Genomic DNA, 17,658 nt, shown 5'->3' with positions numbered 1-17,658 from the left:
GCGTCGAGCTGGGTCGCAGGGGTCGGGCGCGTGTCGGCAGATTCTGGAACAGTGGTATCCGGCGACCACAAGGAGGCGTGAGATGACAGACGGAACTGATGACGTCTTTGTCGTGGCGTCGGTGACCGAACGGCGAACGCTCATCTCCACCCGAGTGAGGGAGTGGTGTGCGGCGGGAACCGTCGAGTCGAACCGGCCGGAGTTGTCCGATGATGTCGCGCTGCTGATCGCCGGCGGCTATGCGGACGAGTCGACGCGGTCGATCCTGGCGAACCGGCGCAGTGTCGGACGTTCGTTCCCGGAGATCGGCGGCTTCTCGGAGTTGCGGTATCTCACCGACGAGCTGGCCCGCACCAGGCGTCGACTGCTCGCAACTCGCATCGGCCCTGTTCAGGTTGTCCTCGAACGACGGGTGCAGGCGCTTGAGAAGCGCGTTCAGTCGATGCGATCGGCGATCGTGCATTCCAATCGTCACTTCGCGAGCAGTGTCCGTGCCATCCGCAAGGACCGGCGCGACGGCCTGCATCTCGACGTCGAGCAACGCGAGGCTCTCTTTGCCGGGCTCACCCGTACACCGGTTCCAGCCAAGCTGCCGGTGGGGCTCGGTGTCGTGGCCAGCAGTGGAAACGCAGCACTCGACAAACTCGCCGCCCAGTTCGGGAAGGTCCAGGGAACCGGTGTCATCGCCGATGCCGGAAGGCGCATCGCGGAAGTCCTCGACGGACTGGTCGATTCAGAACCCGAGGGACGCGCCGGTGAGTACGACGCCTTGCTTTACCTCGCCGGGAATCTGTTCGACCGGATCGAAAGCTCCAGCGCGTGGCATTCCGACCACTTCGTCATTCAACGCAACCAACTCGACCTGGCCGACGAGATCACCCAGATCGCGGTCGACACCGTCGCGCTGCGTTCGATTCTTGCGGAGTTGGACGACGCGGCTGCACTGGCACGCGACGAGGGAACCCGAGCCGGAATCGCTTCGCGCAGGGAAGCGCTCGGCGCGGTCTGGGACCAGCTGGTCGAGCGCGTGGCGGCCCTCGCGCGGATCGGTGACCTGGTCGCACGGGCCGAGGATCAGTTGAGTTCGCAGCGCGCGGTTGCGCATGCAGCGAGCCTCGACAGCCGGATCGACGACCTACTTGCGCGCTCGGGATCACGTGAACTTTCGGCTGCAAACACGCACTACGTCGGGGATCAATTCGACGGTGTGGAAGAGCTGATGTTCGCTCACCGGGCGGCGCTTTACGGGGACATTGCACTGCTGACCTCTGGGAACGAGCGTCGGGCGCCGTAGTCAGGCCGTCGCCGGAGCTGTAAGGTCGGGGGTACTGACCGGCCACACGATCGAAGTAAGGGCCGGGATTTCGCTCAATGCTCGACCCCGATGCCGATCCGGTGATGCGGGCGTACCCGCTCGAGACAGGTCGATCATGGAAGACACCGCAAGCCGCGGCATCAATGCGTTCATTTCCGAAGCTACGCAGCGTGGGGGCAAGGCTGTCCGTCTCACGCACTCACGTCGTAATCCCGTCGAGGTGACGGGCGCTGACGGTGTCAGCCGAATCGTCCGCGTGCGGTCCAAGCTCGACGGTGACTGGCAGGCCAGGCGTCAGGACGAGTCGCTCGAGAGTGACGACACCCGCTCCGAGTTCTGGGTGTTCGTCGATCTGGCAGCAGATCCGCACGAGTTCTACATGTTGCCCTCCAACGAGGTCGCCGACGACATCCGTGCCGAGGTCGACCTGTGGATCATGGACAGCCCCGGACGTAATCGCACCGGCCATCACGCGATTCCGCGTGGGCGCGTCGTGCACGGTCACGATCGTTGGGATGCGCTGGGCTTGGCCGCGGTCAAGGATCCGAGCATTTACGTCGAGACCCCGGTTGCGACCAAGCGTAAGACGTCGCCAGTCGCCGCGAAGAAGCGTCGCGCCAGCGGTGTCGAGGAGATCGAAGTCGTCGACAATCGCCTCGAGATGACAGCCGATTGCCACGGATATCGCTGGGTCGGGCGCTTCGACGAAACCACCGAGGTCGTCGAGATCATGCGCGGACCGATGGAAGGCCGCCGATTCCCAGATCCGACCGCGGCCGCAAATGCTGTCACCGGTCACATCTCAGGCGACACCGAGAGCCATGACGGTTGGTCGTTCTGGACGATCAACAACACGGCCCTCGGCGCTCATCTCAAAACTGCCTGATCTCAGGCTCCGACTGCCGCCGACACCCGTTCGAGAGTGTCCAGTTCATTCGACGAGAGCACCAGATTCGGGGCATCCAGTAGCGCCGGGAGCTGCTCGGGCCGGCTGACGCTCGCGATCGGTGCGGTGATGCCCGGTCGAGTCAGCAACCAGGCCAGCGCGACGGTCGAGATCTCGCTGTCGTGTGCCTGCGCGATTGTCGCCAGTTCCGCGACGACGTCGAGTCCGGCGTCGCTGAAGTATCCGGCGGTCAGTCGTTCGCGGGAGCTGCCTTCGATGTCCGCGCGGGTCTTGTATTTTCCGGTCAGGAAGCCGGAAGCGAGAGCGAAGTACGGGAAGACGCTGATGTTGTTGTCGGTGGCGATCTTGGCAAGTTCGGGTTCGTACGACTTGCGGTGAACCAGGTTGTAGTGCGGTTGCAGGGCGATCGGCGCGGCGTAACCGTTCTCCTCGGTGATTCGCAGCCACTCCCGGACGCGATCGGGGCTGTAGTTGGAGATTCCGAGATAGCGAACCTTGCCGGCGACGACCAACGCGTTGAAGGCTTCGAGTGTTTCTTCGAGCGGAGTCTGTGGGTCGTCGAAATGCGCGTAGTACAGATCGATGCAGTCCGTCTGCAGGCGCCGCAGCGACGCCTCTGCTGCGGCTGCGATGTTGTCGGCCTTCAGGCCCTTGAAATCGGGATGGCTACCGACCTTGGTGGCGACGACGATGTCGTTCTGCAGTCCCCGATCGGTGATCCATTTCCCGATGATCGTTTCGGATTCCCCACCGGAATTGCCGGGAGCCGACGCCGTGTACGAGTCGGAGGTGTCGATGAAATTTGCACCGGCTTCGGCGAACGAGTCGAGGATCTCGAAGGACGTCTTCTCGTCCGCGGTCCATCCGAAAGGGTTGCCGCCCAAGCTGATTCGGAAGATGTCGAGATCCGAATTTCCGATGATCGCCACTGTGTGGAACTCCCGTCGATGAAGGTGGTCGCTGCATCCCGCACCGTACCCTCTCACGGCGCTGGCGATGGCGCGCCCTCGCCAGGTTCGCCGAAAAATGTATCGGATCGTGATTGCCGCCGTCGGTGTTGGGTATGGCCTCAAATACTGAATTCTTCGATGGACTGCTGATAGGAGCGTCCGATGATGATTGTGGACGAAGCCACCCGCGTCGTTCGTGGTGTGGCAGACGCAACGACGACGGTGGCCGGAGCCGTCGGCGGTGGAGTGATCGGTGGAGTGACGGGCGGGATACGCGGAACGGCGGAGGGTGTCCGAGACGGAATTCGTGCGGGTAGTTCCTCGACGCCGACGGCGGTTCTCACGATGGCGGCCGTGGGTGCGGCGGGATTGGTGGAATGGCCGGTGCTCTTGGCAGTCGGCGGCACGGCCCTGGTACTCCACGAATGGGATCGCAAGAGCGGTCGGCCGGATCGCCAGGTCAAGGCGGTTGGCCGCACGAGCAAGCCGGAACAGGTAAAGAAGGAATCGAGCGGAAACTCCCACAAGGCGGCCGGCCGGTCACAGGATCGAACTCACAGTTCTTCGCACACTCGATCCACTCACTGATGTTCTCAGCGATGGCCCGGCGTGCGGTGTCGGTGGCAACTTTGCCGCCGCGCCTGGCGTTGTCGGGACTCGCGTTGGTGGGCGGTTCGACGATTCCGCGAACCGCTGTCAGTGACGTGGCGTTGCGGACCGGCACCCTCGCGTTGGCGGGTGTGGGGATGATTCCTGCAGCAGCGGGATCGATATTCGGTGCCCCGCGAATCCCAGGTTCCGCCTATGTCTCGGCGGCGGTGTCGGCGATCAATTATCAACCCCGGGTGCGTCGGCGAATCGAACAGCGCCTTGGCCGTTCGCTCACCGACTTCGCATTGGAGTCGGCGACGTCGTTCGCGGATGTTCTGACCTATGCGCCTGCGTCATTGGGCGTGGATTTCTGGCTGCGGACGATGCTGCTGCGCGAAACTCTGGCGGCGCGAAACTCTCGGCGGGTGTGGTCATTCGAACCTGGCGGTCGCGGTTCTTCCACGAGGCCTGAACCGAGTGGTCCGGGGGAGCGTTACGCAGACAGGATCGCAGGGGTTCAGTTGGTGGCCGGGGCTGCACTGGCTACCGTCTCTGCCGGCGGCGACACCGTCGCGACGAGTATCAAGGTTTCGGCGCCGCGGCCGCTTCGGATGTCGCGCGAATCATTCGCTGCTGGTGTGTCATACGGTCTGTGGCGGACGCACCACACCGCCGTTTCGGACTCTGCGGCTCTACGCATGCTCGATCGTATTGACACCGTCCTCGTCGATCCGAGTGTCCTCTTCGACGACTCGCTCCGGGTTTCCGACATACGAGAGGTGGCCGAGTCGGATCGCGTCGCAGTGTGGGAACAAGCCAGGAAAGCTCTGAACGACGGAACTGTGGGAGTGGGAAGGCACCGCATCGGCGGCGCCGAAGTGGTCGTGCGACCCGTGCGAAAAGGTCTGGCGGAAACACTGATAGGCGAAATACGTGCGGCCGGGGTCGCAGCCGTCACGATCGACGACGACGGGCTCGGATCACTGCGAAGTGGATTCGACGAGCTCTATCCGGCGCAATCGACTGCCGAAGCCGGCCTGCGCGAAGCTCTCTCGGCGTTGGTGGCCGAGGGTCGGACAGTTGCGATCGTGTCGAGTAGGGCGATATCGGGACAGGCAGTGCTACGCATCGGGATTTCACCACCGAGTGGCGAGCACGTGAGTGCCGACATCCACACCGACTTGGCCGGGGCGTGGCGGGTTGTCCATGCGCTCCCGGCTGCTCGAACAGCGACGAGGCGCGGTGTCGAACTCTCCTCAGGTTCTTCGGCATTGGGTGCCTTGATCATGCTTCCGGGAGTTCGAGGGGCTGGGCCGGGGCCGATCACAGCTGGTTCGGCCGCGGGACTGTGGACCGGATACACCTTGTCCCGATCTGTGATTAAAGCGCCCGTCCCTGTCGGTACTCCGAGCGATACCTGGCATGAGATGGACGGTGATGCTGTCGTTCGCGAACTATCCGAATCCATCCGACATACACCGCACCGTGCGGAAGCTCGTGTGCGAGCGCCCGCACGGTTCAGGTTGATCCGTGACGGATTGTCGGCGTTGCGAACAGAATTGGCGGATCCACTGACGCCTGTGTTGGCGACCGGCTCCGCTGCCAGTGCAGTCCTCGGTTCACCGGTAGACGCCGTCCTGGTCGGCTCGGTCTTGGTCGGCAATGCCGCGATGTCCGCTGTTCAACGGCTTCATTCGGAGCGGGCGGTGCAGCGGCTCTTGCGGACTCAGGAACCGGTAGCTCGGCGAGTAACCAACGACGGCACGGTCGAGACAGCGGCCGACGCGCTCGAACTCGGTGACGTCGTGGCAATCGAGTCCGGGGACATCGTGCCCGCAGATTGTCGCCTGTTGAGCGTCGAATCGCTGGAAGTCGACGAGTCGTCGTTGACGGGAGAGTCCCTGCCCGTCGACAAGCAGACCGACCCGACCCCTGGGATGCCACTGGCCGAGCGAAGGTGCATGGCCTACGCAGGGACAACAGTGCTTGCCGGATCCGGTCGTGGCGTGGTCACGGCCATCGGAGCCCGAACGGTGACCAGGCGTGCCGATGTCGGTGTGTCCCGATCCGGACCTGCTGTGGGCCTGACCAACAGACTTCGCGAACTCACGAGGGCGACCCTGCCGGCCAGTATCGGCGGTGGGGCGTTGGTGACAGTCGCGGGTCTGCTTCGTGGTACCGGTCTGCGCCGCGCCGTCACCGGAGGTGTGGCCGTGGCTGTGGCTGCCGTGCCGGAGGGGCTGCCTCTGGTTGCCACTCTGGCTCAGCAGGCCGCAGCGCGAAGGCTCACTGCAGCAGGAGTGTTGGTTCGTGCGCCACGATCGATAGAAGCGCTCGGTCGTGTCGACGTGGTCTGCTTCGACAAGACCGGAACCCTCAGCGAGAACAAGCTACGGGTGGCCGCGGTCGAACGCGTCGACGGCTGGGACGAAAGCGAGATTCTGGAAGTTGCGGCGCGCAGTGCCCTGGGAAGTCGCGACGATCGCGTGTTTCATTCGACGGATGCCGCCGTCGTCGATGCAGCCCAGCAAGCTCTGGACGATGCTTCGGTTTTCGGTGACGTCGAGGCGAACAACCTCGTTCCGTTCAGGTCGGGGCGGCCGTACTCGGCAGCTTTGTTCGGCAGGCGGATCGCACTCAAAGGTTCGCCGGAATTCGTGACCGAAGCAGGACGAGATCCGAATGCTGTGTCGGCGAAGCACGTTCAAAGCATGGCCGGACGCGGACTGCGGGTGGTTGCCGTCGCCCAGCGCGAGTTGTCGGAACACGACGCGCGACGCGCAGGCGAAGACTCGCAATTTCTCGAACAGTGTTGCTCCGAGGGGCTGGAAGCGGTCGGCCTTCTCGGACTCTCGGACACGCTGAGACCCGAAGCAACGCAACTTGTTCGAGAACTTCGAGGCGACGGACGGCAAGTGCGCGTGCTGACCGGGGATCATCCGACAACAGCGGCCGCGGTCGCCACCGAACTGGGGTTGGACGTCGCACGCGAGGATGTTGTCACCGGTCCTGACTGGGAGAACTTCTCTCGCACCGAAAGACGGGATGCGGTCCGCGGCAGCAGCGTCTTTGCGCGCGTGACACCCGAGCAGAAGGTCGAGATCGTGCAAGCGTTGGAGACCGACGGGCGGGTGTGCGCCATGGTCGGTGACGGCGCGAACGATGCTGCGGCGATCCGAGTTTCCAGCGTGGGAATCGGGGTGGCGTCGACCGACAGTGATCCGGCGCGCGGCGCCGCAGACATCGTGCTCCTCGACGGCCGTGTCGGCGGACTGACCGACGCATTGGACGAGGGCAGTCAATTGTGGCGGCGGGTCAGATCAGCGGTAGGGGTTTTGCTCGGAGGCAACGCGGGTGAAGTCGCATTCGCGCTGATCGGTTCTGCGTTGTCCGGCGAATCACCGCTCAACGCAAGGCAGTTGCTACTGGTCAATCTGATGACGGACGCCTTGCCCGCTGCCGCGCTTGCGGTGAGCACCCCGTCCGAGAACGGATCCGAGAAGTCCGAACAGATGGACGCTCATGCCTTGTGGCAGACGATCGCTGTCCGCGGCGGTGCCACGGCAATCGGTGCGCTGGCAGCGTGGCTTCTAGCCCGGGCGAGCGGTAGGAGGCGGCGAGCGTCGACGGTGGCGTTGGTTGCCCTGGTGGGCACCCAACTGGGGCAGACGCTGCTCGAATCACGCAGTCCGCTGGTGGTCGCAACCGTTGCCGGATCCGCTGCGGCGCTGGCGACGCTCGTCAGCACACCCGTGGTGAGCCAATTTCTCGGTTGCACGCCGCTCGGTCCCATCGCCTGGGGCCAAGCGGTGGGCTGCGCGTCGGCGGCGACGCTGCTCGCGGCGCTGGCTCCGCGGGTGTTGGAGCGGATTGCCGCAACTGAGGAGAACGCGAACGGTCAGTCGACGATTCGCAAGATCCCGACGCGAACGAGCACTGCGTACACCTCCCGAACCGGGGGAGTCAGCGCTCGCGACAGCGTGGAAATCAGCGACGTGGAAATCAAAGAAGCGGAAACCGGTGAATCAGACACGCTTGTGAGCGTCGCTGCTGGAAGTGACACGTCGCCGAACTCCCGGGCGACCCGAGATGAATCCTGAGGAATCGTGACATGTCCCAGAACACCGTCGACCACACGAACCCCGTCGATCACCGCGCGGTAGTCGAATCCGTCCGTTCGGCACGGAGCTTCGAGTTGGAGCTACCGATCGTCGGTGCCATCCCTGTTCCGAGACCCGAGCAGATCGCCTACTTTGCGGTGATGGGACTGATGGTCGCCTTCGAGATCATCGAGTGGCCCGTGGCAGTCACCATTGCAGCGGGGCATCTGCTCGCAACAGAGCAGCACAATCACGTCCTCGAAGAGATCGGAGAGGCGCTCGAGGGGGTCTGACGCAGGCGCTGCCTGGACACAAATCGAGGCCTGGACACAAATCGAGCGGCCCCGCATTTCGCGGGACCGCTCGACGTGCGGAGAAACTTACTGCGCGAGTGCGCGCTTCATGCCGCGTTCGACTGCTGCGATGATCTGCGGACGCAGTTCTGCGGCAGGGACGATCTCATCCACCGAGCCGACCTCTCGGGCCCGCTGGATGTTGTGGATCGCTTCGAATTCGGATGCCACTTCGCCGAGCTTGTCGGAGCGGACGGCGATGCGCTGAGCGTTCAGTTCTACGCGCAGATGTGCTTTCTCCGTGTCATCCTTGGCTGCTGCCAAGTCTGCCTCCAGTTGCTGCACCTTCGGGTCGTTGTTGGTGCGGGTGTTCACCTCACGGGTGAAGACCACTGCGGCGGCGGGGGCGCCGCCGAGTACCGACGCGAACGAGCCTTCGACAGCAAGAACTTCCATGTTGTCGTTGAGCGCACCGGAGAACACGACGAACGCGCCGCCGTGGTAGCGGGAGACGACGCAGAACACGATCGGTCCGTCGAAGTTGACGATGGCGCGGCCGATCTCGGCGCCGTACTCGAGCTGGATGTTGCGCAGCGACTCCGGGGAACCGTCGAAGCCGGACAGGTTGGCCAGCACCACGATCGGACGGTTGCCGCTCGCAGCATTGATCGCGCGGGCAGTCTTCTTCGACGAGTTCGGGAACAGCGTTCCCGACGTCCAGGTGTCGGGACCGTCGGCGGGGAAGTGCCCCTTACGTGGGATCGCGCGGGATTCGATGCCCACCACTGTGACCGGATGTCCGGCGAGGTGCGCGTCCAGAACGACCGAGGTGTCGGCGCCGGCCATGTCGGCCCAACGCTCGAGAACAGAGTGGTCCTGGTCGACCACCGAACGCATTACGGTGCGAATGTCGAAGGGCTTCTTGCGATCCGGGTTCTTCGCCGAGGAGAAGATGTCGCCGACCGTCTCGAAGTCGCTCGACGGGTGGGTGTGCGGGAAGCTACGCACGTCGCGATCGACAGGGTCCGTCGTCGCTGCGCGGCGCGGGAACCGTTCGCCGGGAGCGAGGTACGAGTGTGCGTAGTGACGGAACAGGATCTCGCACGCCGCAGTGAGGTCGGGGGCCCAATACTGTGCCTGGCCGTTGGGGCCCATGACGCGGTCGTAACCACCGATACCGAAGTTGTCCTCGGCCGACACACCACCGGAGTAGTCGAGAGACTGCTTGCCGGTCAGCACCATCGCGCTGTCCGGGGTCATCACCAGAATGCCCTTGGTGTGCATCAACATGGTGGCTTCGGCGTTCCAGTAGGGCTGAGCGCCGACGTTGATGCCCGTGACGACGATGTTGATCTCGCCGCCGTTCTGGGTGAAGGTGATGATTCGGCGCAGGCCGCGGGAGACCCAGTCCATGTTCTCGGTGCCGCTCTCCATCGAGATGGTGGCACCGGAGGACAGTGCGAACCACTCGACCGGAGCGTTCAACTTCTCGGCCAGGTCGATGGCAGCGACGACGCGTGAGCATTCGGCCTCGGCGACGGTACCGAGCGCCTTGGTGGGGTCACCGAATAGCGCGACACGGGTCATTCCCTCGGGATAGCGCGGCGTCGGCGTGTTCACGAGGCCGACGACGATGCCGGCCTTGTTGAGCCCGTACGGACGCTCGACAGGTGAGAGGACGCCCGCTTCGTCGAAGTCGTGCTCGACGAAGGTGCCCTTGGTGCCGGTCAGGAGCGGAATCAGCTCGTACGGGTACACCGTGCCGCGTGCCCGCGAACTCTGGACCTTCTGGGCGTACGCGTCGAGGGGGAGCAGCGGTTCGGTGGGAGGTGTGGTCTTGTTGATGACCACACCGGCACCCGCGCGGTAGGAGAATCGCAGCGCAACTTCCTTGGGCGCGCCGCCCTTTCGGTCCTTCAGCCGAGTGATGAGCGTGATCTCTTCGAGCCCGGCGCCGACGGTCAGTCGGGCTGCGTTCTGAGCGATCACCGAGAACCGCTCGCTGGGAACGTCGGCGACCGGCCACACGTAGAGCACGACGCGGTTGGCTGCGAGTCGACGCTTGTCGCCGCGCTGGGACTGCGCACGGCGGATACCGTCGAGGCAGGCAGCGAGCGTGCGCTCGATGGCCGGGAGTGCAACCATCTGACCTTCGTCGTCGAGTTGCGGTGTCACGTCGCGGATTTCGGCCAGAGCGATCAGGCGCTCGTCCTTCGGATTCTCCTTGGCCGAGAGGTGGAACAGGTAGGTGTTCTCCGGAGCCGGGAGGCGCTTTCCGTTGAAGTTCTTCAGGCGCCACATGTCCAGACGCTGACCCGTGAGCGGATGCATGTCGCGGATGATGTGGTCCTCGACCAGTTCGCCGTCGACGGGGCGGAAGGTGACCCACCGGACCGGATCCCCGTTCGGGTTGCAGATGATCACCGTCGCGCGGCGAGACCGTGTGATCGTCTCGTTGCGCGAGAGTTCGGTGCGCAGCGTCTCGACGAGCGCGTCGCCGTCGGCGGGCTGATCAGGCCAGTCGAGGTAGATGTCGACTACCAGCCCGCGACCGGATGGAGCATCCTGCGCGATCGTGGCGACATCGTCGAGAGCCGTACCGAGAGCGTCGAATTCGGCCACCGTCGAGACCAGATGCAGCCCGTCGCCCTTGAGGTCGAAGTTACCGGTTACGAAACGGCGGTCGACGTGCTCGAAAACGCGGACGTCTTCGAACGAGTGAATCTTGTAGTAGCGACGCGTGATGACCTCGAGCAGAGGGCCGCCATCGCGGTTGCCGAGGCCGATCTTTCGACCCAACAGGTCCAGGAGCGGTTCGGGAGTGGCGACGAGATTGGCGATTCGCTCGTCGAAATCTGCAGCGTCCGGCTGCTCCTCGAGGTAGGCGAGGTTGCCGCGTACTCCGTCGTAGACGTCTTCGCGAACCTTGCGGATGCGCGGCTCGTCGAAGAACCGGAAGCGAAGGTTGCGGGCGACGTCGCCGATGACGGGGTAGCGGACCTGCGTCGCGACGATGAGTCGATCGAGAACCTCGTTGAGCTCCTGCGCCGAGCAACCGGGAGCCTTGTCGCCGACGAGCCAGCCTTCGAGAAGTGCTGCAATGACCGGGATCTGGGCTTCCATGCGCTGCAGAGCCAGGAAGAGTCGGTACACCGCTTCCTCGACGGCCTGGCGATCTTCCAGATCGGTGACGTCGTAGTGGCGAAGTGCCCGTTCGAGTCTCGTGCGGAACGACGCCGGCAAACCTTCGCGCTCGGAGTCGAGTGAGTGCAGGAAGGTGTGGAAGTGCTCGCGGGGGCTGTGGACGGACTCGTCCTTCGCGGACTCGCCCGAGGTGGGCTTGTTGCGCGAGAGTTCGCAGATGTCGGCGAAGGTGGTCAGCACAGCCAGTTCTGCCTGGACCAGTTCGCGGTCCTCGGATTCGAGTGCGCTGCGAAGTGCGTCGTATTCGGCCAGAACAGCGTTTGCGTGCTTGCCGCTGACGTCGTAGCCACTGATCATCGCGGTCAGTGCTTCCAGCTGTGCCAATGCATCTGCGCGGGTATCGGACCCGGAAGTTGCTGCGGGAAGATCGAATTGGACTCGCGGAGCCTTCTCCGTGACAGCTTCCTCACTGACCTGGTCGACGCGCAGGAGCGGTGCGCCGGCATCGACCTGGGAGTTGACGGTAGCGAGAACCTCACGCACTTTGCCCGCATACGGAGCGCGAACCGCGGTCTCCATCTTCATGGATTCGAGCACGACCAGAGTGGATCCGGCTTCGACGTCGTCGCCGACCGCGACCGGTACTGCTACCACTACGGCGGGAGCCGGCGCGCGGACTACGCCGGCGTCGTCCTGGCTGATCTGGTGGCTGATGCCGTCGACCTCGACGAGATAGCGAGCCGGGCTCACGACGGAAACGACGTGGAAGCGGCGATCACCGATCACCAGCCGTGACTCGAAGTCACCGAGACGATCGACGTCGACCTCGATGTCTCCGGCGTCTCCGTCGACGCGGTAGCGGTGCGGGCCGATACGCCCGACGGTCAGTTTGTATGCCTGACCTTGGTAGTTGAGCTCGACGGTACGGCCGATCGCGTGATTGGCGCGTGGGCGGCCGCCACGTGCCGAGGCGAGGAAGGCCGCACGCTCGAGTGACTCCTCGGCGTCGTAAGCATCGATGGCGGTGGCGATCAGCGCGACGTCCGCGCGGCGAGTGGTGCCGGTGAGGGCGCCCGTGCGGTCGAGCCAGCCGGTATCCGCGGATGCCGAGATGACCTCGTTGCGATCGAGTAGATCGAGGAGGAACGACTTGGTGGTAGTGCCGCCGTCGAGTACGACAGTGGTTTCACGAAGGGCAGTGCGCAGACGCGCAAGTGCCTCGGAGCGGTTGCGGCCCCACGCGATGACCTTCGCGACCATCGAGTCGTAGTCGGGCGGAATGACGTCCCCGGCAGCGATGCCGGTGTCGACCCGGATGCCGGAGCCGAGCGGGAACTTGAGGAGCTGAACGGTGCCGGGTGCCGGCGCGAAATCGTTGTCGGCGTCTTCGGCGTTGAGGCGGGCTTCGACGGCGTGGCCGAATGCGGGCGGGCAGTCACCGACCAATTCGTCACCACTGGCGACCAGGATCTGCAGTTTGACGAGGTCGATTCCGGTGGTGACCTCGGTGATCGGGTGCTCGACCTGCAGGCGGGTGTTGACCTCGAGGAACGTGAAGAGCTTGTTCTCGGGCTGGTAGAGGTATTCGACCGTGCCTGCGCCCTGGTATCCGGCTGCCTTGACCAGTTCGGCGGACACCTTCTTGAGGTGGTCCGACTGTTCTTCGGTCAGGACGGGGGAGGCGGATTCTTCGATGACCTTCTGGTTGCGACGCTGAATCGAGCAGTCGCGAACGCCCGGAGCCCAGACATTGCCGTGGTTGTCGGCGATGACCTGTACCTCGACGTGGCGTGCATCGGTGACAAGGCGTTCGAGGAAGACGACGGGGTCGCCGAAGGACCGCTCTGCTTCGCCCTGCGTGCGCTCGAGTGCAACTTCGAGTTCGTCTTCGGCCCAGACCTTGCGGATACCGCGTCCGCCGCCGCCGCTTCGGGCCTTGATGATCAGGGGATATCCGATGGACTGAGCATGACGACGAGCGTCGGCGCGCGTTTCGACCGGTCCGCCGCTCCACGGGGCGACCGGTACGCCGACCTTCTCGGCCAGGATCTTGGCGGCAACCTTGTCGCCGAGCAGGCGCATCGCGTCGGCGCTCGGGCCGATGAATGTGATGCCCAGTTTCGCGACGATCTCCGCGAAGGCGGGATCCTCGGCCACGAAGCCCCAGCCGACCCAGACTGCGTCGGCCTTCGCTGCGAGGAGTGCTCGCTCGAGTTCGGCGTAGTCGAGGTACGGGCTACCGGTGCCGGTGCTGCGCAGGGTCACGCCCTCATCGGCCTGGCGGACGAACATGGCGCGGCGCTCGGCCTCGGTGTGCAGCGCAATGACGCGAATGCCGTAGTCGTGTTCGGCGTTCAGTTCGCGTACAGCCCTGATCAGCCGGACCGCGGCCTCACCTCGATTGACCACTGCGATTCGTTTGAACATTGTCACTGCCACCGTCCTTGATGAGATTCTTCGTCACGTACGTTGCGATATGAGCCGACCGTGTCCCACGTACCCGGATTCCCCGGTTCGTGAACTACGCCGCGATGCGCTGTGTTTCCCCCGGTTGCGCGTCGGCAAGTGATTGCCCTTCCGGTTCGTCGAGTCCCCTGCGCTGAAGCACTGTGTGCACCGAAGCGCTGTGTGCGCTGAGGCACTGTGTGCCTTGTGCGCCACCCTGCAGGCGTGGACTCAGAACCGCTCCAATCACGAATCAGCAACATATTGTGTCTGCTTCCAGGGAATCCCTGGTTTATCTAAGAATGCAGTATGTCGACGCTCATGTCACCTGGGCGAATTGAAGAATATTAGTCAACGTGAACCACGGTTACACATATGGCGTTAAATCATTGCGGTGCAATCGAATTCGGACTTGTGACACGGATCACGATGGTAATGAAATCGGCAAGAAAGTGAATACTCACTGGTAACAAAATCGCATATTCGGAGAATTCTCTGGGTTGCTCGATTATTACTGATCGGTACTACTGGCGAGTATTTTTTATGTCCGGTCGGACCGTATTCGAGAAATCGCCTTCGATGGTTGCGATGTGCTTTGCGATCGCGTCGAGTCCTGAGGGAGGGAGGTGCAATCCGTTGCCGAGAGCAAGTGAAGTCCGCTTGAAGTGCTCCACGAGTGGTTCGTATTTCGTGACCAGTCTCAGCCTGTCGGTCTCGCTCAGGTACTTCACGCTTCCCGCGTTGTCGACGAAGTCACTGAACTTCACGAGGAACACTGCGGGATCCGCTATCGCGCGGATGACGTGATCCTGATATCCGGCGGTGGTGTTGTCGCATGGGTAGTCGATTGGATTGGTCACTGCCTCAACAAGTTCGGAGATTCTGTGGCCGAAGCGCGAGGCGATGAGTGTTGACGCACGTTCCTGCGCTTCGGATGCGGACATGTCGTCTGCAGTCTGGCCACCGAGGAGCGCGATGACGGCGTGTGGTCGGTCTTCGACCGTGTCGTGAAGCGCGGTTGCGCTCAGGATCTCGACATCGGAGCACCCGTACCGAAGCAGCCGCAATACATTTCGTAGGGGATGAACGATGTAGGGATCCTCGTCGGACTTGATCCCGTTCTTTCTGAACTGATCGAGGTGCGCAAGGGTCGCGACCTCCATGGCGAGCCGTAGGGTTTCACCCGAGATCGCCAGCTCGTCGACGGCGCTCTCGATGGCGAAGACCAGCGTTGCAGCGTCCATCTCCTTCAGGGGCAACTGGTCGAATGCAGACCTGATCGGGTCGGAGTTGCTCATGCCAAATAGCCTTCCGGTTGGTGAGGCGTCGCGACGAATGTCCTGGTGCAGATCTGCAATCGAGCCCTGATTGACGCCGGAAATACAGGTCGAGGTCAGAATCATCTTGATTCTATCCGGCGACTACGACAGCAAGTGTTCCTAGCGTTGTCATAGAGGTGGGCGGGGAGGTTCGTCCGCCTCCATCACAGGCAAATAGGGCAGGAAGAGGTTCGATGACCACGGAGGCGACCCTGGCGTCGTTTGTCGAGACAGTTGACACGGATGTCGACACCCATCCGCTGGACGATCCTGTGCGACAAGGACTTCGCGGACATCATGCGCAATTCGCTCGCTGGGCAGGGAGAGTTGCGCGATACGACCCGACGGTCGCGCCGTTTGTCGGTCATCCGCCCGAGTTGGACGCCGAGGACTGGGAGAACCTACTCACACTCGTAGGTCCTGGCGGCACAGTAGGTTTGCGAGGATTTGATCACCGCCCGCCGGAAGGGTGGCGCATTGTGGATCAGTTCGGCTCGGTGCAGATGGACGGATCCGCACTCGAAGTCTCCGTTGATCCGTCGGTCGAACTTCTCGGAACGGGCGACGTTCCCGAAATTCTGGCATTGATCGAGCGCACCAAGCCAGGACCGTTTCTTCCTCGTACCGTCGAGATGGGCAGTTACTACGGCATTCGCGTCGACGGAAGACTTGTTGCCATGGCGGGGGAGCGGTTGCACCCTCCGGGATGGACGGAAATCAGTGCGGTGTGCACTGACAGCGACTTTCGGGGTCGAGGCCTGGGTACGACGCTGATCCGTGCCGTCGCTGCCGGGATTCGCGAGCGCGGCGAGCTGCCATTTCTCCATGCAGTGCAATCGAATACGAATGCGATCAGACTCTACGAATCGCTGGGGTTCGTTCTCCGGAAGAGATCCAGGTTGACTGCGGTGCAGGCGCCTGCCTGATCGAATTCTCGCCGACGCCTGTGTATCGGGCGCTCGGCCACTAGTCTGAACAAATGACAGTCGATCAGGCGTTGGACAGTGATTTCCTCACTCTTGCCGATCCGTACCGCCGCGAGTTGCTGGCGCACTGCTATCGCATGATGGGGTCGATTCACGACGCCGAAGACCAGGTCCAGGAGACGTTCATCCGGGCTTGGCGCGGGTTCGACGGTTACAAGGGCCAGTCATCTCTCAGGACCTGGCTCTACCGCATCGCGACGAATACCTGCCTGACCGCGCTGGAGGGGAGATCGAGGCGTCCCCTCCCGACCGGCCTCGGCGCACCTAGTTCGGACCCGGCCGACGATTTGATCGAGCGCAACGAGATTGCCTGGTTGGAACCGATCGCCGATTCTGCGTTGGGCGACGTCAATGATCCGGCCGTCATGGTCGTCAATCGCGATTCGGTCAGGCTCGCGCTTGTTGCCGCTTTGCAGCACTTGTCCGCGCGCCAACGTGCGGTTCTGGTTCTACGTGACGTTCTGCAGTGGAAGGCGTCGGAAGTTGCGGAGGCGCTGGACACCACAACCACTGCGGTAAACAGCCTGCTGCAGCGGGCTCGCGCGCAGATCAATCACATCGGACCCACCGAGGACGATCTCGTGGAACCGACTACCGAGGCTGCCCGGAAGTTGCTTCGCGACTACGTGCACAGCTTCGAGAGCTACGACGTCGAGGCCATCGTCGAACTGTTCACGCGCGAAGCCATCTGGGAGATGCCTCCGTTCGAGGGTTGGTACCAGGGCCCCGAGGCAATCGGGCAACTCATCGGAACCAAATGCCCGGCCGACGGACCAGGAGCGATGCGCCTACTTCCGACCGCTGCGAACGGTCAGCCGGCGTTCGGCCTCTACATGCGCGAGCCCGATGGTGTTCACCGCGCTTTCCAGTTGCACGTTCTCGATGTCACCGAGTCCGGGATCTCGCACGTGACGTGTTTCTTCGATCTGAGTCTGTTCGCACGGTTCGGATTGCCTGCCGAGCTGTAGGGGCCCTGCCGAGTTGTAGGGGCAAGGAGTTGCGCGAGCCCTCCGGTATGGAGGGACCCGCGCGACTGCTCGTTACTGCTGTTGCTGTGCGTTACTGCTGGGGAACAGTCGCAGCCGGGTCCATCCACATGACCTCCCAGACGTGATTGTCGAGGTCGCGGAATGCGCGTCCGTACATGAAGCCGTGATCCTGGGGCTCCATCCACTTGCTGCCGCCGGCAGCAATCGCCGCGTCGACGAAGGTGTCGACTTCCTCCCTGCTGTCGGCCGACACACACATCAGTGCTTCACGAGCTTTCGACGTGTCGCAGATGTCGTCGGCGATGAAGTCCCCGAAACGCGGTTCGTTCAGGAACATGACGGTGGCGGAATCGCTGACGATCATCGAGACAGTGTTCTCGTCACTGAACATGTCGTTGAACTCGAAGCCGAGGCCACTGAAGAATGCACGGGTGGCGGCGACGTCCTTGACCGGCATGTTGACGAAGAGAAGACGAGACATTGGGTGCTCCTTGAAGTCGGTTGATTGATTACTGAACGCTTCGGTTCCTGTTGGTTCCTGCTCATACAGACCGCAGTGGGCGCAGAAAGTCATCGCGAGAAGCAAAAATTCGAGAAAAGTATCGCCTGTTAACTGACT

At 63.2% G+C, this 17,658-nt stretch carries 11 protein-coding genes; 7 read left to right on the top strand and 4 right to left on the bottom strand.

All coding sequences use genetic code 11. From position 1 onward, the window contains the following. Positions 1-82 precede the first annotated feature (82 nt). Both ACN50D_RS27130 and ACN50D_RS27125 read left to right on the top strand, forming a co-directional pair. Positions 83-1,294: a hypothetical protein gene (locus ACN50D_RS27130; RefSeq protein ID WP_003945149.1), complete on the top strand. Its 1,212-nt coding sequence runs from the start codon at positions 83-85 to the stop codon at positions 1,292-1,294. Positions 1,295-1,430: 136 nt separating this feature from the next. Then, positions 1,431-2,201, top strand: coding sequence for a hypothetical protein (locus tag ACN50D_RS27125; RefSeq protein ID WP_003945109.1), 771 nt, complete (start codon positions 1,431-1,433; stop codon positions 2,199-2,201). 2 nt (positions 2,202-2,203) lie between these two features. Here ACN50D_RS27125 and ACN50D_RS27120 read toward each other — a convergent pair whose 3' ends face one another. Continuing rightward, complete coding sequence (locus ACN50D_RS27120) at positions 2,204-3,151, bottom strand: aldo/keto reductase (protein WP_042450319.1); 948 nt, start codon at positions 3,149-3,151, stop codon at positions 2,204-2,206. 183 nt (positions 3,152-3,334) lie between these two features. Here ACN50D_RS27120 and ACN50D_RS27115 point away from each other — a divergent pair, with 183 nt between their 5' ends. The 3 genes from ACN50D_RS27115 to ACN50D_RS27105 are packed head-to-tail and all read left to right on the top strand — an operon-like array spanning position 3,335 to position 8,156. Next, positions 3,335-3,760 carry a hypothetical protein gene (locus ACN50D_RS27115; protein ID WP_042450317.1) on the top strand — a complete coding sequence of 142 codons (426 nt, stop codon included), beginning with the start codon at positions 3,335-3,337 and terminating at the stop codon, positions 3,758-3,760. Then, positions 3,760-7,863, top strand: coding sequence for a cation-translocating P-type ATPase (locus ACN50D_RS27110; protein WP_212634113.1), 4,104 nt, complete (start codon positions 3,760-3,762; stop codon positions 7,861-7,863). The genes ACN50D_RS27115 and ACN50D_RS27110 overlap by 1 nt, the downstream gene beginning before the upstream one ends. Before the next feature lie 11 nt (positions 7,864-7,874). Further along, positions 7,875-8,156 (top strand): hypothetical protein, encoded by a 282-nt coding sequence (locus tag ACN50D_RS27105; protein WP_030536904.1) that lies wholly within the window; start codon positions 7,875-7,877, stop codon positions 8,154-8,156. An 87-nt stretch (positions 8,157-8,243) separates the two neighbouring features. On the opposite strand, the gene ACN50D_RS27100 is transcribed toward ACN50D_RS27105, so the two are convergent. Then, on the bottom strand, positions 8,244-13,727 hold the full coding sequence (locus tag ACN50D_RS27100) for a carboxyl transferase domain-containing protein (protein ID WP_047268995.1): 5,484 nt from the start codon (positions 13,725-13,727) through the stop codon (positions 8,244-8,246). A 542-nt stretch (positions 13,728-14,269) separates the two neighbouring features. After that, positions 14,270-15,043 carry a hypothetical protein gene (locus tag ACN50D_RS27095; protein ID WP_225320093.1) on the bottom strand — a complete coding sequence of 258 codons (774 nt, stop codon included), beginning with the start codon at positions 15,041-15,043 and terminating at the stop codon, positions 14,270-14,272. A 215-nt stretch (positions 15,044-15,258) separates the two neighbouring features. Between ACN50D_RS27095 and ACN50D_RS27090 the strand changes: the two genes are divergently transcribed. Both ACN50D_RS27090 and ACN50D_RS27085 read left to right on the top strand, forming a co-directional pair. Then, on the top strand, positions 15,259-15,990 hold the full coding sequence (locus ACN50D_RS27090; protein ID WP_007732221.1) for a GNAT family N-acetyltransferase: 732 nt from the start codon (positions 15,259-15,261) through the stop codon (positions 15,988-15,990). A 53-nt stretch (positions 15,991-16,043) separates the two neighbouring features. After that, on the top strand, positions 16,044-17,018 hold the full coding sequence (locus tag ACN50D_RS27085) for a sigma-70 family RNA polymerase sigma factor (RefSeq protein ID WP_003945115.1): 975 nt from the start codon (positions 16,044-16,046) through the stop codon (positions 17,016-17,018). 91 nt (positions 17,019-17,109) lie between these two features. Here the strand turns inward: ACN50D_RS27085 and ACN50D_RS27080 are convergent, their stop codons facing one another. Continuing rightward, positions 17,110-17,520, bottom strand: a complete 411-nt coding sequence (locus ACN50D_RS27080) for a VOC family protein (RefSeq protein ID WP_003945103.1) — start codon at positions 17,518-17,520, stop codon at positions 17,110-17,112. Positions 17,521-17,658: the final 138 nt, after the last annotated feature.

It is taken from the genome of Rhodococcus sp. SB1D (assembly GCF_048573875.1).
Taxonomy (GTDB): Bacteria; Actinomycetota; Actinomycetes; order Mycobacteriales; family Mycobacteriaceae; genus Rhodococcus_F; species Rhodococcus_F qingshengii.
The sequence above is the reverse complement of the archived record's forward strand: the minus strand, read 5'-3'. Positions and strand labels throughout refer to the sequence as shown.